At 74.0% G+C, this 22165-nt stretch carries 20 protein-coding genes; 2 read left to right on the forward strand and 18 right to left on the reverse strand.

Annotated elements, in window-relative coordinates:
* Positions 1-28: 28 nt before the first annotated feature.
* The 18 genes from DDJ31_RS37390 to DDJ31_RS37475 all read right to left on the reverse strand — a co-directional run bounded on the left by DDJ31_RS37390 (position 29) and on the right by DDJ31_RS37475 (position 16512).
* Entirely contained in the window at positions 29-1036 is a 1008-nt protein-coding gene (locus DDJ31_RS37390; RefSeq protein ID WP_127175992.1) for an Lrp/AsnC family transcriptional regulator, read from the reverse strand.
* A gap of 267 nt (positions 1037-1303) precedes the next feature.
* Positions 1304-1774 carry a DUF4328 domain-containing protein gene (locus DDJ31_RS37395; RefSeq protein ID WP_164784812.1) on the reverse strand — a complete coding sequence of 157 codons (471 nt, stop codon included), beginning with the start codon at positions 1772-1774 and terminating at the stop codon, positions 1304-1306.
* Positions 1720-1944: a hypothetical protein gene (locus DDJ31_RS37400; protein WP_164784811.1), complete on the reverse strand. Its 225-nt coding sequence runs from the start codon at positions 1942-1944 to the stop codon at positions 1720-1722. The genes DDJ31_RS37395 and DDJ31_RS37400 overlap by 55 nt, the downstream gene beginning before the upstream one ends.
* 69 nt (positions 1945-2013) lie before the next feature.
* The gene (locus tag DDJ31_RS39775; protein WP_127175990.1) at positions 2014-3060 is read right to left on the reverse strand and encodes a homoserine dehydrogenase; all 1047 of its coding nucleotides are present in this window, start codon (positions 3058-3060) and stop codon (positions 2014-2016) included.
* A gap of 55 nt (positions 3061-3115) precedes the next feature.
* On the reverse strand, positions 3116-3553 hold the full coding sequence (locus tag DDJ31_RS37410; protein ID WP_127175989.1) for a RidA family protein: 438 nt from the start codon (positions 3551-3553) through the stop codon (positions 3116-3118).
* On the reverse strand, positions 3550-4698 hold the full coding sequence (locus DDJ31_RS37415) for a M24 family metallopeptidase (RefSeq protein ID WP_127175988.1): 1149 nt from the start codon (positions 4696-4698) through the stop codon (positions 3550-3552). The genes DDJ31_RS37410 and DDJ31_RS37415 overlap by 4 nt, the downstream gene beginning before the upstream one ends.
* Positions 4673-5617: a carbon-nitrogen hydrolase family protein gene (locus DDJ31_RS37420; protein ID WP_127175987.1), complete on the reverse strand. Its 945-nt coding sequence runs from the start codon at positions 5615-5617 to the stop codon at positions 4673-4675. The genes DDJ31_RS37415 and DDJ31_RS37420 overlap by 26 nt, the downstream gene beginning before the upstream one ends.
* Positions 5608-6801, reverse strand: coding sequence for a M20 family metallopeptidase (locus DDJ31_RS37425; RefSeq protein WP_127175986.1), 1194 nt, complete (start codon positions 6799-6801; stop codon positions 5608-5610). The genes DDJ31_RS37420 and DDJ31_RS37425 overlap by 10 nt, the downstream gene beginning before the upstream one ends.
* Before the next feature lie 76 nt (positions 6802-6877).
* Positions 6878-8023, reverse strand: a complete 1146-nt coding sequence (locus DDJ31_RS37430; protein ID WP_240677936.1) for a mandelate racemase/muconate lactonizing enzyme family protein — start codon at positions 8021-8023, stop codon at positions 6878-6880.
* Positions 8024-8100: 77 nt separating this feature from the next.
* Positions 8101-9327, reverse strand: coding sequence for a pyridoxal phosphate-dependent aminotransferase (locus tag DDJ31_RS37435; protein ID WP_127175984.1), 1227 nt, complete (start codon positions 9325-9327; stop codon positions 8101-8103).
* 13 nt (positions 9328-9340) lie between these two features.
* Entirely contained in the window at positions 9341-10120 is a 780-nt protein-coding gene (locus DDJ31_RS37440; RefSeq protein WP_127175983.1) for a GntR family transcriptional regulator, read from the reverse strand.
* Positions 10121-10124: 4 nt separating this feature from the next.
* On the reverse strand, positions 10125-10835 hold the full coding sequence (locus DDJ31_RS37445) for an amino acid ABC transporter ATP-binding protein (protein ID WP_346656260.1): 711 nt from the start codon (positions 10833-10835) through the stop codon (positions 10125-10127).
* Between the two features lie 258 nt (positions 10836-11093).
* Positions 11094-11816 (reverse strand): amino acid ABC transporter permease, encoded by a 723-nt coding sequence (locus DDJ31_RS37450; protein ID WP_127175981.1) that lies wholly within the window; start codon positions 11814-11816, stop codon positions 11094-11096.
* Positions 11817-12725 carry an ABC transporter substrate-binding protein gene (locus DDJ31_RS37455; protein WP_127175980.1) on the reverse strand — a complete coding sequence of 303 codons (909 nt, stop codon included), beginning with the start codon at positions 12723-12725 and terminating at the stop codon, positions 11817-11819. It abuts the gene before it with no gap.
* Positions 12726-12974: 249 nt separating this feature from the next.
* Positions 12975-14210: a cytochrome P450 gene (locus DDJ31_RS37460; protein ID WP_127175979.1), complete on the reverse strand. Its 1236-nt coding sequence runs from the start codon at positions 14208-14210 to the stop codon at positions 12975-12977.
* Between the two features lie 53 nt (positions 14211-14263).
* The gene (locus DDJ31_RS37465) at positions 14264-14464 is read right to left on the reverse strand and encodes a ferredoxin (protein WP_127175978.1); all 201 of its coding nucleotides are present in this window, start codon (positions 14462-14464) and stop codon (positions 14264-14266) included.
* A 104-nt stretch (positions 14465-14568) separates the two neighbouring features.
* Positions 14569-15219 carry a TetR/AcrR family transcriptional regulator gene (locus tag DDJ31_RS37470; protein ID WP_127175977.1) on the reverse strand — a complete coding sequence of 217 codons (651 nt, stop codon included), beginning with the start codon at positions 15217-15219 and terminating at the stop codon, positions 14569-14571.
* 42 nt (positions 15220-15261) lie between these two features.
* Positions 15262-16512 (reverse strand): cytochrome P450, encoded by a 1251-nt coding sequence (locus DDJ31_RS37475; protein WP_127175976.1) that lies wholly within the window; start codon positions 16510-16512, stop codon positions 15262-15264.
* 152 nt (positions 16513-16664) lie between these two features.
* Here DDJ31_RS37475 and DDJ31_RS37480 point away from each other — a divergent pair, with 152 nt between their 5' ends.
* Together DDJ31_RS37480 and DDJ31_RS37485 are read left to right on the forward strand one after the other, a co-directional pair.
* Positions 16665-18116 (forward strand): MFS transporter, encoded by a 1452-nt coding sequence (locus DDJ31_RS37480; protein ID WP_276319289.1) that lies wholly within the window; start codon positions 16665-16667, stop codon positions 18114-18116.
* Positions 18117-18903: 787 nt separating this feature from the next.
* Positions 18904-22131, forward strand: coding sequence for an alpha-L-rhamnosidase (locus DDJ31_RS37485; RefSeq protein ID WP_127175975.1), 3228 nt, complete (start codon positions 18904-18906; stop codon positions 22129-22131).
* The last annotated feature ends 34 nt before the right edge of the window (positions 22132-22165 follow it).

The following is a 22165-nucleotide window of genomic DNA, read 5'->3' on the forward strand; positions in this document are numbered from 1 at the left end:
GCGGCCGCGGGGCCTTCGGCGGGGGCGCTCAGGCGGTGCGGGTCATCCGGTGCCAGGAGTACTTCATGGTGACGAGATGCAGCGTCACGTCGGAGGCGATCAGCCCCGGCAGCGCCCCGATGACGTCACTGGTGTAGCGGAACAGGTCGGTGCGCCTGGGCAGCACCATGTGGCCGACGAGGTTGAAGCGGCCGGTCGCCGCGCCCAGGAACTTGGTGCCCGAGTGCCGGGCGAGCTGGCGCCCCGCCGCGTCGAGCCGGTCCGGCTCGATCGACAGCCACACCATGAACTCGGCGTCGTAGCCGAGCAGCGCCGGTTCGACCAGGGTGCGGAACTGGAGGATGCCGCGCGCGATGAGCCGGTCCATGGCCCGCGCGACACCGGACTCGGTGTGCCCGAGGCTCCTGGCCAGCGCGCTGACCTGGGTCCTGCCGTCCTGCTTCAGGGCCGCGACGACGTCCTGCTCCAGGCTGTTGAGCGCTTGTGGCGCCTCGTCCCAGTCGGCGCGGTCGCACGACGACGCCAGGGTGGCCGGCCGCAGGTCCGCCGCCGCCTCGGGCGGCAGCAGCCCGGTGTCCCACATCGACGCCGAGGTGAACGCGCGGATCACCGGGACCGCCTCGGTGCTGGTGATGAGGTCGGCCGCGGGCAGGTCGGTGAACAGCATCCGCATCATCTCGTCGTTGTCCCGCGCGACGAAGTCGACGATGAGGTCGGCGGCGCCGGTGACGACGGCCACGAACCGGACGTCCGGGCTGGCGGTGAGCCGGTCGGCGACCTCGAGGCCGCGCCCCGGCCTGGCCTGCACCCGGACCAGCATGGAGGATCCCTCCCGCGTCCGGTCCAGCTCCAGGGTGCCGACGACGCGCAGCACGCCCCGCTCGCGCAGCGCCCGGTAGCGCCGCTGGGCGGTCGTCTCACTGGCGTCCACCCAGCGGGCCACCGCGCTCCACGGGGCGCGGCCGTTGAGCTGGAGCGCGGCGATGATGCGGCGGTCCAGCTCGTCGACGGTGTCCCCGGGGGCTCGGCAGGTCATGGCGCTGACGCTAATCAGCACCAATCCGCCCGTCAATGAAGGAATCCTGCATCCACGCTGGTCAGGACCCTGCCATCCGGCGGGTCACGCGTTACGGAGCGGTAAAGGCCGCAGATCCGGGACGCGGGCGCGGGTCCGGGGAACATGACGGATTACGCCACCCGCGTGTCCGAAAAAAGTTGCCGGGAGGCGGTCTGCCGGCTGCCCGGCCTTGACCGTGCGTGCACCCGGCCGTCACCGCGGGGCGGTTGCCGCGGGCGGCGTGCGCTACGGCTGGGGTAGGGCGCCCGGCACCGGCGGGTGGGGCACCGGCGCCTGCCGGGCGACGCGTCCGTACCGGGCCGTCAGCCGGGTCGCGAAGTACACCGCCGCGGCGGCGGCCACCAGGTCGAGGACGTCGGCGGCCAGCAGCTGTCCCAGGGCGCCGCGGACCTCGTGGCGGTCGTCGGCGGCGTCGAGCCGCAGGGCGGCGAACCGGTCGAGGAACACGCTCGCGACGAACAGCGCCCACCACAGGTGCACCGGCCATCTCCGGGCGCGGCCGACCCCGCCGTCGGCGGAGGCCGGGGTGGCGGCGCTCCACATCTCCAGGGCGACGCGGTACGGCAGCCAGAGCGCGCCGACGGGAATCAGCCAGGAGCCGATGGCCCAGCCGGGGCCGTCACCGAACCGGTCGGGGGCCGTCAGGCCGATCTGGCGCGCAGCTGGTGGAACCAGGACACGAAGACGACCGCGCACGGCAGGTGGGCGACCAACGGGAGCGTCGCGGCCGTCCCGTAACGGGTGTACGCGGCGTCGAACGCGTCGACGAGGGTGAAGGAGAAGCCCCGGTCGCCCTCGATCATCGTGCAGATCCTGGCCCCCGTGTACACGGAGTACAGATCGCAGAGGGCGACCAGCCCGCGCATCGCCGTCGCGGCGATCAGCAGCCCCCGCAGCAGGGGCGCAGCGCCCCCGGGGGGCCGCGCCCCGCCCCGCTACCCGAACCCGTACCGTCGCCGCTCCGCGACCTCGAGGGTGTCCTTGAACAGGGCGAGCGCGGCGCCCAGCGGGCTGGAGCGGCCCCCGCTCACCGTGATGTCACCGGCCTCGGGACACCCGTAGACGACGGCCTTCTCCGGACCCGCGAGCGCGTGCATCGGATCGCCCGCCGGAGTCTCCTCCAGACGGACCCGCACCTCGTGCGGAACGCCGGCCGCGGCCGACGCCACCGCGCGCAGCCGCCGCCCCCGGCCGGCCGCCGCGCACGCCGCCACCGCCGTGGACTCCTCGATCGGCTCGGTGCGCCACCGCACGGCCGCCGCGTCCCAGCCCCACAGCAGGGCGGCCAGCAGCACGACCTTGGTGGCCGCGTCCCGGCCGGACAGATCGGCCGACGGATCGCCCTCCGCGATGCCCAGACGCCGCGCCTCCGCCAGCGCCTCGGCCAGCGTCCCGCCCCGCGCCATCACGTCGAGGACGAACGTGGAGGTGCCGTTCGGGCAGGCCCGCACCGAGCGGCAGCCGAGCCCGCGGACCCCGGAGCGGGCCAGGTCGCCCGCGGGCAGCGCGGCCCCGGTCGCCGCCGAGAGCCGGATCAGCGCGCCGCCCTCCCGCGCGGCCTCCTCCAACTCCCGCCAGCCGCTGAGCAGATGGGCCTTGGCCGCGGTCACCACATGGACGCCTGACCGCAGCGCGGTGACCGCCTCAGCGGTCGCCGTCGCACGCGCCCGGGGCGTGGAGGGCAGCGCCTGCACCAGCACCGCCGCCCGGGTCAGCGCCAGGGTCGCGGCGAGGCCGGCCGGCGGTCCCGTGAACGGCGGTGACGGCGGTGGCGCGTCGGTGCCCGACGGCGCCAGCCACTCGCCCGAGCCGGTCCGGACGGCCGCCAGCCGCAGCCCCGACCCCTCGCGGCTGGCCTGGGCGAGCCGGTCGGCGTAGGCCCGGCCGACCCGCCCGAAACCGGACAGGACCACGGGTATGACGGCCCTGCCCGCAACCGCGGCACCCTCCCGCGCTGTCGGCCGCCGTTCTCCCTCGCTCACGTGCCTCTTCCTCTCCACCGACCCGCCCCGACGTGCGCGGCCACCGTATCCGCCGTCACCCGGAGCCGGTCGTCGCGAGGACCAGGGAGACCTCCACCGGAGCGCCGGACGGCAGGCCGGTGACGCCCACCGCGGCCCGGACCGGAGCCGGTCCGCCCAGCAGCTCGCGCACCGCCTCACTGGCGCCGTCGGCGACCCGGCTGTGGTCCGTGAAGTCCGCCGTGGCCGCCACGTACACCGTCATCGACACGGCGGACGCCAGCCGCAGCCCCGCCTCCTCGGCCGCCCGCCGCCCCGCCTCCACCGCGCGCCGGGCGGCCAGCGCCGCCAGCGGCCTGGCCTCGGCCACCTCCAGGTCCACCCCGAGTGCACCGGTCGCCGCCATGGCGCCGCCCGCGCGCGGGGTCATGCCCGCCGTGTGCACGAGCCCCGCCGCGACCCGGGCACTGGCGTAGTCGCCCCGCGGCACCGGCGCGTCGTCGGCGGCGCTCACCGCTGCGGCCCCACCGGGCAGGACGTCAGGACCTCATGGCCGTCGTCGGTGATCAGGACGGTCGCCGACAGGCCGATCCCCGCCGTGCCCGCGATCCGCAGCGTCGGCACCACGTGCACCACCATGTTCGCCGCGAACCGCTTCTCCTCCGTCTCGCCCAGGGAGAGCAGATGCCCCTCGCCCCAGTCGGGCGCGAACGCGATGCCCACCGAGTAGCCGCTGCGCTTGCGGTAGGTGTGGGCGAGCCCGGCGTCCGAGATGGCCGCCTTGCACGCCGCGTGCGCCTCGGCGGGGGAGCCGCCCGGCCTGACATGGGCCAGCGCCGCGTCCCGGGCGGCGGCGCAGGCGACGGCCATCTCGGCGGCCTCACCGCTCAGCGCGCCGCTCCACACCGTGTGCATCAGCGGCGCGTTGTAGCGGCCCACGGTGGCCGACATCTCCAGCAGCACCGGCTCGTCGGCGCCGATCACCCGGTCCGACCAGCTCGCGTGAATGGTGCCGGCCCGGGGACCCGACGCGACGAACGGCTCCATGCCGAAGTACTCCGAACCGGAGGCGATCATGCCCTGGAACGCGGCGGCGGCCACGGCCCGTTCGCTCGCGCCGGGCACCGCGGCCTCGGCGGCGGCCAGCATCCCCGCGTCGGTGCTCCGGGCCGCCGCCCTGATCTGCTCGATCTCCGCGGGCGACTTGATCAGCCGGGCGGCGGCCAGCGCGCCGTCGATGGACCGCACCCGCGCCCCGCCCGCCGTCAGCAGACCGCTCAGCCGCTCGTACGACTCAGGCGGCAGGAACCACGAACGGGTCTCCAGGCCGACGGCGGTGGCGCCCGGGGCGAGCCTGGCCAGCAGCCCGGCGGTGGCGCGCAGCGGATCGGCGCTGTCCGCGAACCCCTCGACGCGGTCCAGGTGGGTGGTCTCGCGGGCGTTGACGGTCTCGGTCTGCCGGGACAGCACGGCGGCCTCGCCGTCGGCGGTGACGATCAGACACTGGTAGGTGTAGTAGCCGGGCGTGGCGTGCCCGGACAGGTAGCAGACGTTCTCGGGCGTGTGGACGACGACCGCGTCCAGCTTCTCGGACTTCAGCGTGGCACGCAGCGCGGCCAGCCTGCGGTCGTACTCAGCGGCGGGGAAGACGGGCGGCATGAGGGGCTCCTGTCGGACGGTTGACGGGGGTGGCGGGTGCTGCGGAGCGCCGCAGCAGGGTGAGGGGCGGGGGCGCGGGAACGTCCCCGAGCAGGTCGCGGCGCAGCTCCGCGAGATAGGGCAACTCGGCTTGCACCCGGGTGGGTTCGTCCGGTTCGAGGGTCACGACCAGGACGCCTTCCTCGGCGCCGAGGGCGGCGAGGGGACGGCCGTCGGGGTGCCAGGCGCCGCTGCGGCCGAAGTACCGCTCGCCCGCGAGGTCGCCGACGGCGTTGCAGACGAGGGTGTAGACGCCGTTCTCCACGGCGCGCGCCGGATGGTAGACGCCGTACCGGTGCTCGGTGTCGCCCTCGGCGAACGCCGAGCAGTACAGCACCGCGTGCGCGCCGGCCCGCCGGTGGGCCCGGGTGAACTCCGGGAACCCGGCGTCGTAGCAGACCCCGAGTCCGACCCGCACCCCGTCGGCCTGAACGGCGACCAACTCCCCACCGGCCGCGAAGACATCGCGCTCGGGCCCCCAGAGATGGACCTTGGCGTACTGCCCGGCCACCACGCCTGCGGGATCGACGACGAGCACCGCGTTGACGGGCCGTCGGGCGGGAGCGTCCCCGTCCCGCGGCCCGGCGAGCACCGCGCCCAGCACCACCCACACCCCGCTCTCGGCCGCCGCCCGTGCCAGCGGGGCCAGCGGGCTGTCCTCGGCGGGGGCGGTGCCGGGGGCCGGCGCGGCCAGGGTCAGCTCCCGGCCCGCCGCCGCGACGGCCGCCGGGTCGTAGCCGCAGCTGAACAGCTCGGGCAGGGCCAGCAGCCGGGCGCCCGCCCCGGCCGCCTCGCGCACCAGGCGCACGGCGGTGGCGAGGTTGGCCGCGAGGTCGCCGGGGACCGAACGCGCCTGGCCGAGGGCGACGGTCAGGCCCATGCCGGTCCCCGTCCGGAGAGCGCCTCGGTGAGGATCGCGCGGAACAGGCCGACGGACTCCTCCAGTTCGGCGACGACGATGTGCTCGTCGACGGCGTGCATCACGTCGAGCCGGCCGGGCCCGCAGACCAGCGCGGGCACCCCGGCCGCACGGAAGTGCGTCATGTCGCAGTTGACGGTGAGCCCGCCGAGGCTGTCGTCCGCGCCCTCGGCCGCCAGCGCCCGCCGGCACAGCGCGACGAACGGGTGGTCGGACGGCGTCTCCGAGGGGCCGCCGGTGCTGGGCGCGCACTCCGCGACGGCCGCCCGCGCGCCGTGCCCGCCGGCGTTGAACACCGCGAGCACCGCGTCCACCTCCGCGAGCACCGACTCCTGCGTCTCACCCGGCAGCAGCCGCCGGTCGAGGGTGACCCGGCACCGCTCCGGCACGGCGTTGGGCGCCTCGCCGCCGCTGACCAGGACCGGCGTGCAGGTCGGCGGGCCGAGCAGCGGGTGCCCCGGGCCCGCGAGGGAGGCCGCGTACTCCTCGAACAGCGCGATCAGGGCGGCGGCCCCGGTGATGGCGTTGACCCCGGCGTGCGGGGTGGCGGCGTGCGCGGAGACACCGGTGACTTCGACGACCGGGCGCACCGAGCCCTTGTGCGCGGTCAGCAGCCGCATCCCGGTCGGCTCACCGACGATCACCGCGTCGGGCAGCAGGCCCCGGCCTTCGAGGTCCGCCACCAGTCGGCGGGCGCCCATCGAGTCGCCCTCCTCCTGCGACACCCCGGAGAAGACCAGCTCGCCGTGCAGGTCGAGCAGCCCGGCGTCGACGGCGCGGGCCACCTCGACGGCCGCGCACGCCATCGCGGCCAGCGGGCCCTTCGCGTCGGCGGAGCCGCGCCCGTACAGACGCCCGTCGCGCACGGCCGGTTCGAACGGCGGACTGCTCCAGCCGCCGCCTGCGGGCACCACGTCCAGATGCGAGTTGAGCATCAGCACAGGCCCGCCGTCTCCGAGGACCCGGCGCGCGGTGAGGTTGACGCGGCCGGGGGCGAGCCGTTCGGTGCTGGTCGTGAAACCGCCGGCCGCGAGGTGCGCGGCGAGCAGGGCGGCGGTGCTCTCCTCCTCGCCGGTGGGGGTGGTGGAGTCCCGCGCGACGAGCGCGGTGAGCAGGGTGAGGACGTCGGAGGGGGAAGAGGTCATCGGGTCGGGTCCTTGCGTCGTGCGGGGCGGGCGGCGGCCTCGGCGGGCGGGCCGCCGCCCGCGGGTTCGGTACGGGTCAGGGCAGCGGGACGGACACCGACTCCGGGGAGCCGGGGCGGCCGACCGGGGTCAGCAGGGCGGGATCGAGGAGCACCTCCACGCCGAGCCCAGGCGCCGCGGGCAGCGACACCGCGCCCTCGCGCAGGTCGAGTCCGGCGGCCAGATCCCGGTCGACGTTGGCGCAGCCCCACAACTCGGCGACGGCCAGGCCGAGTCCGGCGGCGAGGTGGGCGGTGGTCGCGCAGCCGAGGCGTCCGCAGTCCATCTGCCCCAGCGCGACGTCGAGTCCGCGCCCGCGCGCCACCGCGACGGCCTCGGCGAGCGCGGCGACCGTACCGGCCTTCTCCAGCTTGAGATGGACCCCGTCCGCCGCGCCGAGGTCGGCGACCTTCCGTACGTCGGCCGCGTCGCGCACGTCCTCGTCGGCCCAGACCGGTACGGGGGACTCGGCGCGCACCCGGGCCATCGCCGTCAGGTCGCCGGGCGCGGTGGGCTGTTCGAGCCAGGCGACGCCGTACCTGGCGAGCCAGGGTGTGGCGGCCAGCGCGGTCTCCTGGTCCCAGCCGCCGTTGGCGTCGGCGGCCAGCACGACCGCGCCGGGGCCCGCCGTCCGGTCGGCCGCGGTGCGCGCGGCGGCGATCCTGGCGGAGTCCTGGAGGGGGTCGCCGCCGACCCGGATCTTGACCCGGCGAAACCCCGAACCGGCGGCCAGCGCGGTCAGTTCGGCGGCTTCCCCGGGGGTGCCGAACGGGATCGCGGCATGCGTCGGCAGCGGCCCGTCCACCCGGTCGGGCACCCCGGACCCGGCGCGCAGCGCGGACGCCAGCGTGACCCCACGGGCGCGGGCGGCGGCGTCGCGGTACGCGACGTCGAGGAGCATCGCGGCCGGCGGGCAGTGCCGCGCCACCGACGCGGCGAGCGCGGCCGGGTCCCGCCAGGCGGGACGGGTGACGGCGGGCAGCGCGGCCAGCGCGGCGACGATGGAGCGGGTGGTGTGGTGGGTGGCGTAGGCGCCGTTGCCGCGGGTCTCGGCCCAGCCCTCCTGGCCGTCGGCCAGCACCAGCCGCAGCACGACCTGCTCGAGTTCACCGGTGTCGACGGACGTGTGGGTCAGCCGTCGCCGCAGCGGCAGCGCGACCACCCCGTACGATGCCTCCCGCACCGCGCCCGCCCTCGGGTCAGGCACCTGTGCCGGGCTCACCGGCGGCTCGGCCCACGTGGCCGCGCGCCCGCCGCCGCTCATGCCGGCTTCACCGACGACACGACGTCCAGGACGCGGTCGAGCGCGGCGTCCCAGACGGCCTCGTCCTGCGCGAAGCACAGCCGCATCCGGCCGGTGCCGGCCGCGCCGAACTGGTACCCCGGGTTGACGATCACCCCGGCGTGCTCCTTCAGCGCCAGCGCCACCGCCTGGTCGGATGCGCCCGTCAGCACCTCGGGGAAGAGGTAGGCGGTGCCGTAACTGGCGTTGACCCGCATCACCGACGACGCGTTCAGCTTCCGCACGGTCGTGTCCCGCAGCGCCTGGTACTCCACCAGCCGCTCCTTCAGGAAGTCCTGGTCGTCGGCGATCCACCGGGCGAGCAGGTGCTGGGCGTAGGAGGGTGCCCGCAGCGCGGTGCAGGACTGGACGTCCTCCATCGCGTCGACCAGCGCGGTGGGCGCGACGGCGACCCCGAGCCGGTAGCCGGACAGCGACTCCGTCTTGGACGGGCCGAGCAGCGTCACCGTCCGCTCCGCCATGCCCTCGCGGGCGGCCAGGTGGAAGAACTCCTCGCCGTCGTAGACGAGTCGGCAGTACAGCTCGTCGGCGATGACCTGGAAGTCGTGGCGGCGCGCGGCGTCCGCTATCGCCTCGACCGTCGCCTCGTCGTAGACGGCGCCGGTCGGGTTGTTCGGGTGGGAGAAGACCATCAGCCGGGGCTTCAGGGCGGCGGCCCGCTCCAGTTCCTCCAGGTCGAGGGTGGGGCGCGCGCCCCGGCCCGCCGCGCCCTCGTGCGGCCAGACCATCGGGATCCGGCGGACCTCGGCGCCGAAGTAGCGCAGCATCCGCTCGGTCGACAGGTAGTCCGGGTCGGGCAGCAGCACCAGGTCGCCGGGGGAGAGGATCGCGGCCAGCGCCGTGAACAGGGCGCCCTGGGTGCCGGGGGTGAGGATCACGTCGGCCGGCCCGGTGGCCGGGACGCCGAGGACGGTGGACACGTTCTCGGCGACGGCCCCGCGCACCCCGCGGTCACCCCGGTAGGGCGTGTAGGTCATGCCCTGCCCCGAGGCCGCCTCGGCGAAGGTGGGCAGCGCCCAGGCGGGCGGCGGGAAGCGGTGGGTGTCGGCGTAGGTGGCGTCCAGCGGCCGGGCGGGTCCTGGCGCGTTCTCCAGCTCGCGTTCGGCGTCCCGCAGCGACTGGCCTATCTGGCCGGTGAGTTCGGGCATGGACAGGCGCTGGAGGGCCTGGGGGAGGTGCTGCACGGTGGGTGGTTCCTCACGTGTCGTGGTGGGGCGGTGCCTGGGGGCTGTCGGGTTCGGGGGTGGCGGCTCCGGCGGGCTGACGGCGGCCGATGCCGCCGGCCAGGGCGGTCAGACCGCCGAGCACGTGGTCGCGGGTGAGCAGCGACGACCGGGGGGCGTCGCCGTCCTTGAGGGCGTCGAGGATGCGGGTGTGCTCCTCGACGGAGGTCTGCGCGTGGCAGGTGTCCGCCAGGTACAGCGCGATGTAGCGGTCGCTGCGGGCGCGCAGCTGATCCAGCGCGCCGAGGGACGCCGGCATGGCGGCGAGCCCGTAGACGGTGTCGTGGAAGCGGCGGTCGAGCAGGCGAAGGAGCGTCAGGTCGCCTCCGCGCGCCGCCTCGTCCTGGCGGGCCAGCAGTTCGTCGAGGTCGGCGCAGCGGGCGGCCCGCTCAGGGGCGGCGGCCTGGGCGGCGGCAGCGGCGAGCATGCCCTCCAGGGCGGCGCGGCCGTTGTAGACGTCACGGGCGTCGGCGACCGACACCTCGGCGACGATCCACTTCTGGTGCGGCCGGTCCACCACCAGGTGCTCGGTGGCGAGCCGGGACAGCGCGTCACGCAACGGGCCGCGGCTGATGCCCAGTTCACCGGCGAGACGCTCCTGGCTCAGCCGCTCGCCCGGGGCGAGCCTGCCGCTGAGGATCCACTCGCGCAACTGCTGGTAGGCCCAGTCCGTCTTGCGCAGGTTCCACGGGGCGGGGGCGACTGCCGGTGCCGGGCTCTTGGGTCCGGTCCCGCCGGGGGTGATGGTCGTCATGTCCTCACTCGCTGAGTATCTGGTCGAGGAAGCGCCGGGTGCGTTCCTTGGCCGGCGCGGTGAGGACATCCTCCGCCGGGCCGTCCTCCACGATCCGGCCGTCCGCCATGAACACCACGCGGTCCGCGCCGCGCCGGGCGAAGTCCATCTCGTGGGTGACGACCACGATGGTCATCCCGCTGTCCGCCAGGTCCCGCATCACCGCGAGGACTTCGCGGGTGAACTCCGGGTCGAGGGCCGAGGTCGGCTCGTCGAACAGCATCAGCTCCGGGTCCATGGCGAGCGCGCGGGCGATGGCCACCCGCTGCTGCTGTCCGCCGGACAACTCGTAGGGATAGTGGTCGACATGCTCGGCGAGGCCGACCCTGGCCAGCAGATCCCTGGCGCGGGCGTCGGCCTGCGCGGTGCGCACCCCGCGGGCCTTGCGCGGTGCCAGCGACACGTTCTGAGCGGCCGTCAGATGCGGGAAGAGGTTGAACTGCTGGAAGACCATGCCGATCCGGCCGCCCGCCGGGCGGGGCGCCGAGCCCGCCTTGGAGAGCAGCGCGCCCTGGAAGGCGACCGTGCCCTCCTGGAGGGGTTCGAGACCGGCGAGGCAGCGCAGCAGCGTCGACTTGCCCGCGCCCGAGGGGCCCAGGATCGCCACGGTCTGGCCGTGCGGGACCGTCAGGTCCACCTGGTGGAGCACGCTGCGGTCGTGGTAGGCGCGGGTCAAGCCCTGGCCGAGCAGGACCGTACCGGGTCGGGCGGTCGTGGCCGGGGCGGCGGGATCAAAGGGGCCTGAGGGGCCCGAGGGGCGGGAGGGGCGGGAGGGGGTAGCGGCTGGGGCCGGGGTTCCACGGGGGGCACGGTTCATGTCACTGTCCTGTCGTGCTCGTGCTCGTGCTGTGCTCGCGGTCGGCCGTACCCACGTCCGTGCTCGGACAGGGGAGGTGGCGGGCCGACGGTGACCTGGTGGTGCCGGAAGGAGAGGTCAGCGGGCTGTCGGGTCGAGAGCGGCCGTGCCCGGATGCGGGACGGCGGGCTGCCGTCCGCGTCGCGCCGCAGCCCGCCGGGTGACGTCGAGGCGCCGCTCGATCCGCCGCAGGACGAAGGTGAGCAGGCTCGTCAGCACCAGGTAGTGGACGGCGGCCGCGCAGAGCGCGCCGACGTAGTCGAAGTCGGCGGCGGCCTGCCGCTGCGCCGTGAGCATCAGGTCCTGCACGCTCACCACCGAGGCGAGCGCCGAGGTCTTCAGCATGCCGATGAACTGGTTGCCGGTGGGCGGCAGGACCAGCCGGGCCGCCTGCGGCAGCACCACCCAGCGCAGGATCTTCACCTCGGACAGGCCCAGCATGTGGGCCGCCGTGCGCTGCCCGCGGTCGACGCCCAGCAGGCCGCCGCGCACGATCTCGGCCATGTAGGCGATCTCGTTGAGACTCAGGGCGACCACCGCGCAGGTGAACGGCGAGAGGTTGAGGCCCCACAGCGGCAGGACGTTGAACACGAAGATCAGCTGGAGCAGCACCGGGGTGCCGCGAAAGAGCCAGACGTACCCGTCCACCAGCCAACCCAGCGGGCGCGGGCCGCCCTTGGCGAGGGCGAGCAGCACGCCGCCCGCCACCCCGATCAGCATGGACAGCACGGTGAGTTCGAAGGTCAGCAGCGTCGCGGAGAGGAAGTCGGAGGAGACGACCTTGTCGAGGAAGCCGCCCATTCACGAACCCGCCGATGCGCTCGCGGAGCCGGCCGCCGACGGTGACGCGGTGGACGCGGCGCCGAAGTAGTCGGTCTCGGCGGGCAGTCGGTACTTCTTGAGCAGCTTCGCGTACTCCCCGGAGCGCACGAACAGGTCGAGGGCCTCGCGCAGCGCCTTCGCCATCGCGGTGTCGCCCTTGCGGACCGCGATGCCGATCTTCGTGTCGTTCTTGAAGGTCGCCGCCACGGTGTAGTCGTCGCTCTGGGCGAGCGTGGTCGCCGCGCCGGGCGTGGAGGTGTCGAAGGCGTCCGCGCGCCCCGACCTGACCGCCAGCATCGCGTCCTGGTTGCTCGGCAGCGACATGATCTTCATGGACGCGAGGCCCTTCCGCTTCAGCTCCTTGTTGTAGTCCTCCATGTAGGTCTCGCCGATGGCCCCGCGGGTGACCGCGACGGTCCGTCCCGCCAGATCCTCGGGGACCCGGCTGATCTTCTTCGGGTTGCCGCGCGGGGTCAGCAGCGTCTCGCCGATGACCAGATAGGGCACGAAGTCCACCTGAGCGGCGCGCTTGTCGGTGATGTACATCGCGGAGTTGACGACGTCGGTGCGCCGTCCGGCCAGCGCCGGGATCAGCCCGTCGAAGTCGGTGTCGAGCGCTTTCGTCCTGAGGCCCATCGACGAGGCGAGCGAGTCGATCATGTCGATGTCGAAGCCTTCGAGATCGCCGCCCGACGACTTGGACTCGAAGGGCGGGAAGGTGGCGGCGGTGCCGTAGGTCAGCGTGCCGGACGCGACCAGGTTCCCGGGCGGGGTGACCTCGGCGGTGCCGGTGGTGGCCGTCGTGCCGGAGCCCGCACACGCCGACAGCCCGGCCGTCATGGTGACGGTGAGACAGGCCGCCGCCATGCGGGTCTTGAGTAGTCTCACAAGGCGCTCCTAATGGCGTTTCAGCAGCTCAAGAAGAACTGTAAACAGTTGCCAGTGACCTTCACCGGGCCATGTGTGACGGTCGTTGCCGCTCGGTTAAAGCTGTGTTGCGCCACCGTCGGTGGAAATCCGGTCACGCACCGCAGGCGCCGCACGCATCGCAGCGGTCGGGGAGCACGAGAGCGGGGCACCTCGCGCAGGTGCGCGAGGTGCCCCGGTGGGTGGTCCGGCAGGGCCGGGCGGGCCGGTCTACCAGGTGACGGGCAACTCGTGGACGCCGTAGATGACGGCGTCGTACTTGAACGGGATCCGGTCGGTGCCGGTCGCCGCCCGCAGCGTCGGGATGCGGCGGAACAGAGTCGGGTAGATGACCTGGAGTTCCATCCGGGCCAGCGGCTGGCCCACGCAGTGGTGGGTGCCCGCGCCGAACGCCTGGTGGTGGCGGGCGTCGCGGGTGATGTCGAAGGTGTCGGGGGAGGGGAAGACCTCGGGGTCGCGGTTGGCGAGTTCGCCGAGCAGGATGACGCCGTCGCCCGCGCGGATGGTCTTCCCGGCGATCTCGATGTCCTCGACGGCGGTCCTGCGGCGGCCGAGGTGGACGATCGAGAGGTAGCGCAGCAGCTCCTCGACGGCACCGGCGACCACCGCCGGGTCGTCGGTGTCCCGGACGACGGCGAGCTGCTCGGGGTGCTCCAGGAGCAGTAGCGTCCCCAGCGTGATCATGTTGGCGGTGGTCTCGTGCCCGCCGAGCAGCAACAGCACGCCCATGGCGGCGGCCTGACCGCGCGTCAGCTCACCGGTGCCGACCCGCTCGGCGAGTTTGGAGAGCAGGTCGTCCGCCGGTGCGCCGATCTTCTTGCCGACCAGGTCGTCCAGATACGCGGAGAGCTGCGTGTACGCCTCCTGCCGCTGCCCGGCGTCGGCGACCGTCGAGACGATCGTCTTGCTGTTGACCTGGAAGAACTCATGGTCCTCGTACGGGACTCCGAGGAGTTCCGAGATGACGAGCGAGGGGATCGGCAGCGCGAACGACTTGACGAGGTCGGCGGGGTTCGGTCCTGCCAGCATCCGGTCGAGGAAGTCGTCCACGATCCGCTGGACCACCGGCCGCATCGCCTCGATGCGCTTGACGGTGAAGACCCCGCTGACCATCCGGCGCAGCCGGGCGTGGTCGGGGTCGTCCATCGCGACGAAGCTCATGTCGGGCCTGACCCCGCCGGCGTGCCGGGGGTCCACGGGGGAGGGGTAGTTGGGGTGGGTGAACTGCGCGCTGAGCCGCGGGTCGGAGAGCAGGGTCTTCTGCTCGGCGTGGCTGGTGACCACCCACGGGGTGCTCTCGCCCCAGGACCTCACCCGGGAGACGGGCCCGAGCCTGGCCAGGTCGCGCAGCTCGGGAGAGGGGTCGAAGGGGCAGACCGCGGAGCGCGGGTCGGGGAACGCGGGAGCCTCGGCGGCTTCGGTGTCGAGCGCGGGCGAGGGGGTCATGTTCGTCCTTCAGGTGGGGGGAGGGGCTGGTGGACCGGTGGTCGGCGCTGCGGTCAGGCCCGCGCGCCGATGCGGATGGCGGCGGCCGGGCACACGTCGGCCGACTCCTGGACCGCCTGGTGCTGGTCGGCGGGGGGTTCGGCGTCGAGCAGGATGACGATGCCGTCGTCGTCCCGCTGGTCGAAGACCTCGGGCGCGATCATCACGCACTGTCCGGCGCCGCAGCACTTCTCTTCGTCGACGGTGACCTTCATGGGGGTGTCTCCTCTGCTCCGGGGTGGAGGTGGGGGTGGGGGACGTGGTGTCCCGGGGTGGGTCAGGTGATTGCCAGTCGGCGGTGATCTGACGTGACTGACCGTCAGTTGCGGGTGGTGACCGGGGCGGTGAGCAGGCCGACGATCGCGTCCGTGAGGGCGTCCGCCGTGCGGTCCCAGCCGCCGTGGCGCACTGGATCGCCCTGGGCCAGGGCGCGTTCCCGCTCCGCGCAGATCTGCGTGATCAGATGCCGGCCCATCTCCCCGCGCACCAGCCGTACCTCGGCGGGAAGTTCGGCGAGGCAGCGGTGCAGTCCGTCGAGCACCTTGCTCAACCAGGGTCTGGCCAGGGCCTCTTCGGTGACCAGCGAGCGCAGCGCGGGATCGGCCATCACCTGGACGGAGAAGCGGGCGTTCCACGACGGGCTGCCGAGTTCCGCGAGATGCTCGGGCACCGGCCTGACCAGGCAACCGACCCAGTCCCTGACCGCGTCGCTGGCGCCGACCGCGCGGACATGGCGCCCGCGGATCAGGTCCACGCGCTCACCGTGGTCGGTCATGATGGCCCGCAACAGGCCGGTCCTGCCGCCGAAGTGGTAGCTGACGGCGGTGACGTTGCGCTGCCCCGCGGCCTCCGCGATCTGCCGGTTGGAGACGGCGCCGAGACCGTGCTCGGCGAAGAGGCGTTCCGCGGCCGCCATCAGCGCGACCCGGGTGTCGAGTTCGAGGTGGCCCGCGGGGGCGGCGGCGGTCATCGGGTCAGCCGGTCCCGGTGCGGCCCGCGGGGGCGACGGCGGTCACCAGGTCACCGGCAGTTCCCGCAGCGGCGCGGTGAGCAGTCCGCTCTGGCTGCGCAGCGCGTCGGTGCCGACGGCGAGGTCGAGCGTGGGCAGCCGGCGCAGCAGGACGGTGAGCGCGGCCTGGATCTCGGTGCGGGCCAGGGGCTGGCCGAGGCAGGAGTGCGGCCCGGCGCCGAAGGCGAGGTGGGGGTTGGGGCTGCGGCCGATGTCCATCTCCTCGGCGTCCTGCCAGGTGCTCGCGTCCCGGTTGGCGGCGGCGAGGCTGCACACCACGGTGGTGCCCGCGGCCATCCGGCCGCCCGGGAGGTCGGTGTCCTCCTCGGTGTAGCGCATCATGCCGAAGTTGCTGCCGTTCGGGTCGAACCGCAGCGCCTCCTCGACGGCCTGCCGCACCAGCCGGGGGTCGGCCGACAGCCGTTCCCAGCGCCGCCGGTCGGAGAGCAGATGGGCGACCGTCAGGCCGATGTAGCCGGCCGTGGTCTCGTGCCCGGCGAGCAGCAGGGCCTGCCCGGTGGCGACCAGGGCGTCCTCGGAGAGCGGCTCGTCGGTCCCGGCACCGTTGTCAGGGTTATCGGAGTTATCGGAGTTGCCGGGGCCGCCGAGCAGCAGGCTGATGAGGTCGTCGCCGGGGTCGGCGCGCTTGCCGTCGACCAGTCGCGACATGTAGGCGGCGAAGTCGCGGTGGGCGGCGGCCGTCTCCTCGCGGGTGTAGCGGGTGGTGTTGAGGAAGATGTCCGACCACGCCTTGAACCGGTCGCGGTCGTCCTCAGGGACCCCGAGCATGCGGCAGATCACGTAGACGGGGAGCGGGAAGGCGAGCCCGGTGACCAGGTCGGCCGGTGCTCCGTCCGCGACCATCCGGTCGACGAGCCGGTCGGCCATCGCCTCCATGTCGGGGCGCAGCGCCATCATCCGCTTCGCGGTGAACCACTTGCCGATCATCCGGCGCCAGCGTTCGTGGCCGACCGCGTTGAGGGTCTTCGCCATGGGGCTGTTGAACACGTCCTCGGAGCCGCCGGCCGCGGCCCGCGCCGCGTCGGGCCTGGCCAGGCCCTCCCGGCTGAAGCGCGGGTCGGACAGCGCCATCCGGACGTCCTCGTACCGGGTCAGCAGGGCGGCCTCGTCGCCGCTGGGCAGGGTCACCCGGGCGACCGGGCACTTCTCCCGCAGCTCCGGCCACTCGGCGGGGGGCCGCAGCGCGGAGGCGCCCTGTAAGGGATAGGGCAGGGGCGTGCGTTCGTCCGGCATGTCGTGTCTCCTCCGGTCGCGGGACGTGACGACGCCCCCAGTCAAACCCCCGCGGTAGATTAAGTCAATCAACTGAATTAAAGTTGCCTCACGCAACGACGGCCGTGTGGCCGGTCCGCGCCCCTGCCCCGCCCGACTGAGATGAGCCCCTCTTGAACGCCTCCGCAGACGCGTCCCGCGCGAGTCGCGTGGTCGCGGTGCTGGCACTCGCCGGCACCACCGCCGCCATCATGCAGACCTTGGTCACGCCCCTGCTGCCGAGGCTGTCCGACATCCTGCACACCGCCCCGTCGAACGCCGCCTGGGTGGTGACCGTCACGCTGCTCGCCTCCGCCGTCTGCGTCCCGGTCACCGGACGCCTCGGCGACATGCTCGGCAAGCGCCGGATGATGCTCGCCTGCACGGTGCCGCTGTTCGCCGGCTCGGTGATCTGCGCGCTGTCGTCGTCCGTGGTCCCGATGATCGTCGGACGCGGGCTCCAGGGCATGGGGATGGGCATGGTGCCGCTCGGCATCGCCCTCCTGCGCGACGTCGTCCCGAAGGAGAAGCTCAGCTCCTCCATCGCCCTGGTCGGCGCCTCCATGGGGATCGGCGGCGGCCTCGGCCTGCCGATCGCCGCCGCCGTCACCCAGTACGCCAACTGGCGTGTGCTGTTCTGGGGTTCGGCCGTGCTGGCCCTCGTGATCGCCGCCCTGATCCGCTCCGTCGTGCCGGCCGTCCCGGCGACCGCGCGGGGGCAGCGCTTCGACGCCCCCGGCGCGCTCGGGCTCGGCGCCGGACTGGTCATGCTGCTGCTCGCCGTCTCCAAGGGCGCCGACTGGGGCTGGGCGTCCGCCACCACGCTCGCGCTCTTCACCGGCTCCGCCGTGCTGCTGGGCGCCTGGGGCGGGTGGGAGCTGCGCGTCGGCTCCCCGCTGATCGACCTGCGCGCCACCGCCCGCCCCCGGGTGCTGCTGACCAACGTGGCCTCGGTCTTCACGAGTTTCTCGATGTACGCCAGCATGCTGGTGCTGCCGCAACTGCTCCAGTTCCCGGCCGCCACCGGCTACGGCCTGGGCCAGTCGGTGCTCGCGGCCGGTCTGTGGATGGCGCCGGGCGGCCTCATGATGATGCTCGTCTCGCCCCTCGGCGGGAAGCTGACCGACGCCAAGGGCCCCAAGTTCACCTTGATCAGCGGTGCGTTGGTGATCGCCGCCGGATACGGGGTGTCCCTCGCGCTGATGGGGTCCGCGGTGGGCGTCATGGTGGCCGTCATGGTCGTCAACAGCGGTGTCGGCCTCGCCTACGGCTCGATCCCGGCGCTCATCATGGGGTCGGTGCCGCAGTCGGAGACCGCCGCGGCCAACGGTTTCAACACGCTGATGCGCTCGCTCGGCACCTCCGTCGGCGCCGCCGTGATCGGCGTGCTGCTCGCCCAGATGACCACCACCGCGGGCGCCCACACCTTCACCTCCGAGACCGGATTCCGCACCGCGCTGGTGGTGGGCTGCGTCGTGGCGCTGGTCTCCGCGGCCATCGCCGCCGTCATCCCGGCCCCGCGCGAGGCGGCCGACGAGCCGACCCCGGCCGACGCCACCGTCCGGGCGGAGCAGCCGGCGGCTTGATCGGGGCGGGCGGCCGGTGGCCCGACGGTGACGGACGGGCGGCGTCGCGACCGGCGCGCGGCGTCGCGGGTGGCCGGCGTCCCGACCGGCGCGCGGGCGCGGCGTCGCGGGTGGCCGGCGTCCCGACCGGCGCGCGGGCGCGGCGTCGCGGGTGGCCGGCGTCCCGACCGCGACCCGGCGTCCGGTCCCGTGCGGTGCCTGTGACGTCCGGGTGCCGGGGCTGAGTGGCCGCCTCGCCCTCCGGGGCCCCTGCCGATGGCCCGCGTTCTCGACTTCCCGCACGCCGTCGAGCAGCCGCCCGGCGGCGTCAGGTCCCGTGCGGTGCCTGTGACGTCCGGGTGCCGGGGCCGAGTGGCCGCCGCCCGCCCTCCGGACCCCTGCCGATGGCCCGCGTTCTCGACTTCCCGCACGCCGCCGAGCCACCGCCCGGCGGCGTCCGGTCCCGCGCGGTGCCTGTGACGTCCGGGTGCCAGGACCGCGTGGCCGCCGCCCGCCCTCCGGACCCCTGCCGATGGCCCACGTCCTCGACTCCCCGCACGCCGCCGAGCCGCCGCCCCGCCCTCCGGGGCCCCTGACCCCACGGTGATCTGAAACCGTTCAATCCCACCCGCGAAGGAGACGCGCCGTCCGTGGTGCGTCCCCTTCGCGCTCGAAGGTCTGTCAGGAAAGTCGCCGCACGCTCATTGACCCCTTCTCGCGCCCGCCTCTACGGTGACGACGCCCACACTGATTGAATCGATTCAAGTCGATCGGTTCGATTCACCCCCCATATGTGCGAGGTGGCGTAGTGATCAGTCGACGAGAGATCCTGGCGGGCACGGCGGCGGCGGTCGCGGTCGCGGCCACGAGTGCCGTCCCGGCCGAGGCCGCACCCGCCGCTCCTCCCGCCCCGGGACCGACAGGCCGCCCGAAACCGCTGACCGTCACCGCCCCCACCGTCGAGTACGTGCGGCACCCGCTCGGCCTCGACACGGCCCGCCCCCGCCTGAGCTGGCCGCTGGCCTCCACCGCATCCGGCGCCCGCCAGAGCGCCTACCGGATCAAGGTCGCCTCCAGCGCCGCGCGCCTTGCCCGCCCCGACGTCTGGGACAGCGGCCGGATCGCCTCCGCCGACTCCGTCCTCGTCCCCTACGCGGGCCCCGAACTCCGCGCCAGGACACGCTACTTCTGGTCGGTCCGGGTGTGGGACGCAGCCGGCACCGCCTCGGACTGGAGCGAACCCTCCTGGTGGGAGACCGGCCTGACCGGCGCGGACGACTGGTCGGCCCGCTGGATCTCGCCCCCCGCCGCCCTCACCGCCGCCCCCACCTTCCAGGGCGCCGACTGGATCTGGTTCCCCGAGGGCGACCCGGCGGTCGAGGCACCGGCCGCGACCCGCTGGTTCCGCCGCACCGTCGACCTCCCCGAGAACATGGCCGCCGCGGCCCTCGCGATCACCGCCGACAACGTCTACGCCGTCTCCGTCAACGGCACCGAGGTCGCCCGTACCGACCTGGACACGGACAACGAGGGCTGGCGCCAACCCGCCGTGGTCGACGTCCTGTCCCGGCTGAAGCCCGGCCGCAACGTCCTCGCCGTGGCCGTCACCAACGCCACCGCCAGCCCGGCGGGCCTGCTGGCCGCCCTGGAGATCGAGGCCGACTCCGGCGCGTCGCGCGTCGTCACGGACACGGCGTGGCGCACCACGGACAGCGAACCCGCCACCGGCTGGCGCACCGCGGACTTCGACGACACCGCGTGGCAGCCCGCGAGGAAGGTGGCGGCCTCGGGCGCGGGACCCTGGGGCACCCTCACCCCGGCGTCCTACGCCGTGACCCGGCTGCGCCGCCAATTCCCGCTGCGCCGCGTCAAGGTGGAGCGCGCCCGCCTCTACATCACCGCACTCGGCCTGTACGAGGCCCACCTCAACGGAGTCCGGGTCGGCACCGACCAACTCGCCCCCGGCTGGACGGACTACGACACCCGCGTCCAGTACCGCACCCATGACGTCACGGAGTTGCTGCGCACCGGCGCCAACGCCCTCGGCGTGTACCTCGCACCCGGCTGGTACGCCGGCAACGTCGGCATGTTCGGCCCCCACCAGTACGGCGAAAGCCCCTCCCTGCTCGCCCAGTTGGAGGTGACCTACGCCGACGGCAGGACCGAGCGGGTCGTCACGGACACCGACTGGCGGGCCTCGGCGGGACCCGTCGTCACCGCCGACCTCCTCAACGGCGAGACGTACGACGCCCGCAAGGAGACCCCCGGCTGGTCGTCGCCCGGCTTCGCCGACCGGTCCTGGCTGCCCTGCCGCGCGGCCGACGCCACCGTCCCGCGGCACGTCGTCGCGCAGGTCGACGGACCCGTCCGGGTGACCGACGAACTGACCCCGGTCGCGGTCACCCAGCCGAAACCCGGCGTCTTCGTCTTCGACCTCGGCCAGAACATGGTCGGCTCGGTCCGCCTCACCGTCCAAGGCGCCGCGGGCACGACCGTGCGGCTGCGGCACGCGGAGGTCCTCGACCCGGACGGCACCGTCTACACCGACAACCTGCGCACCGCGAAGGCCACCGACACCTACACCCTCAAGGGACAGGGCAAGGAGACCTACGAACCGCGCTTCACCTTCCACGGGTTCCGCTACGTCGAGGTGACCGGGTTCCCCGGCACCCCCACCGCGAAGGCGATCACCGGCCGCGTCATGCACACCGACGCGCCCGCCACCCTCACCTTCGAGACCGGCGACCCGATGATCGACCAGCTGCACGGCAACATCACCTGGGGCCAGCGCGGAAACTTCCTCTCCATCCCCACCGACACCCCGGCCCGCGACGAACGCCTCGGCTGGACCGGCGACATCAACGTCTTCGCGCCGACCGCCGCCTACACCATGGAGTCGGCCCGCTTCCTCACCAAGTGGCTGGTCGACCTGCGCGACGCCCAGACCGCCGAGGGGTCCTTCACTCACGTCGCACCCGACATCGCGGGCGTCGGCGACGGCGCGGCCGGCTGGGGCGACGCGGGCGTCACCGTCCCCTGGGCGCTCTACCAGGCGTACGGGGACCGGCAGGTGCTCGCCGACGCGTGGTCCTCGATCCGCGCCTGGCTCGGCTACCTGGAGAAGCACAGCACCGGACTGCTGCGCCCCGCCGACGGGTTCGGCGACTGGCTGAACCTCTCCGACGAGACCCCCAAGGACGTCATCGCCACCGCGTACTTCGCGCACAGCGCCGACCTCGCCGCCCGCACGGCCCGCGTGCTCGACGAGGACCCCGCCCCCTACGACGACCTCTTCGCCCGGGTCCGCACGGCGTTCCGCACCGCGTACGTCGGCGCCGACGGCAGGATCAAGGGGGACACCCAGACGGCCTACGTGCTGGCCCTGTCGATGGACCTGGTCCCCGACGCCCTGCGCACCGCGGCCGCCGACCGCCTCGTCGCCCTCATCGACGCCCGCGACGGCCACCTGTCCACCGGCTTCCTCGGCACCCCGCGGCTGCTGCCGGTCCTCACCGACACCGGCCACAACGACGTCGCCTACCGGCTCCTCACCCAGCGCACCTTCCCCAGCTGGGGCTACCAGATCGACCGAGGTTCGACGACGATGTGGGAACGCTGGGACTCGCTGCGCCCCGACGGTACCTTCCAGGACAAGGGCATGAACTCCTTCAACCACTACGCCTACGGCTCGGTGGGGGAGTGGATGTACGCGAACATCGCGGGCATCTCACCGGCGGCGCCCGGCTACCGCGAGATCACCGTCCGCCCCCGCCCCGGCGGCGGCCTCGACACGGCCCGCGCGACGTTCACCTCGGTGCGCGGCCCGATCTCCACCGACTGGCGGCGGAAGTCCACCGGCTTCGAGCTGACGTGCTCGATCCCGCCGAACACGACGGCCGAGGTGTGGCTGCCGACGGCGGCCGGCGACACGGTCACCCGCGCACCGGGCACACCGCTGCGCGAGGAGCAGGGCTACCGCGTGTACAAGGTCGCGTCGGGCACCCACACCTTCACGACGAGGTCGGCCCGCCACTGAACCGCGCACATCCCAGGCACCCGCATGCGGAGGT

The sequence above is a fragment of the Streptomyces griseoviridis genome (assembly GCF_005222485.1).
GTDB lineage: Bacteria > Actinomycetota > Actinomycetes > Streptomycetales > Streptomycetaceae > Streptomyces > Streptomyces hintoniae.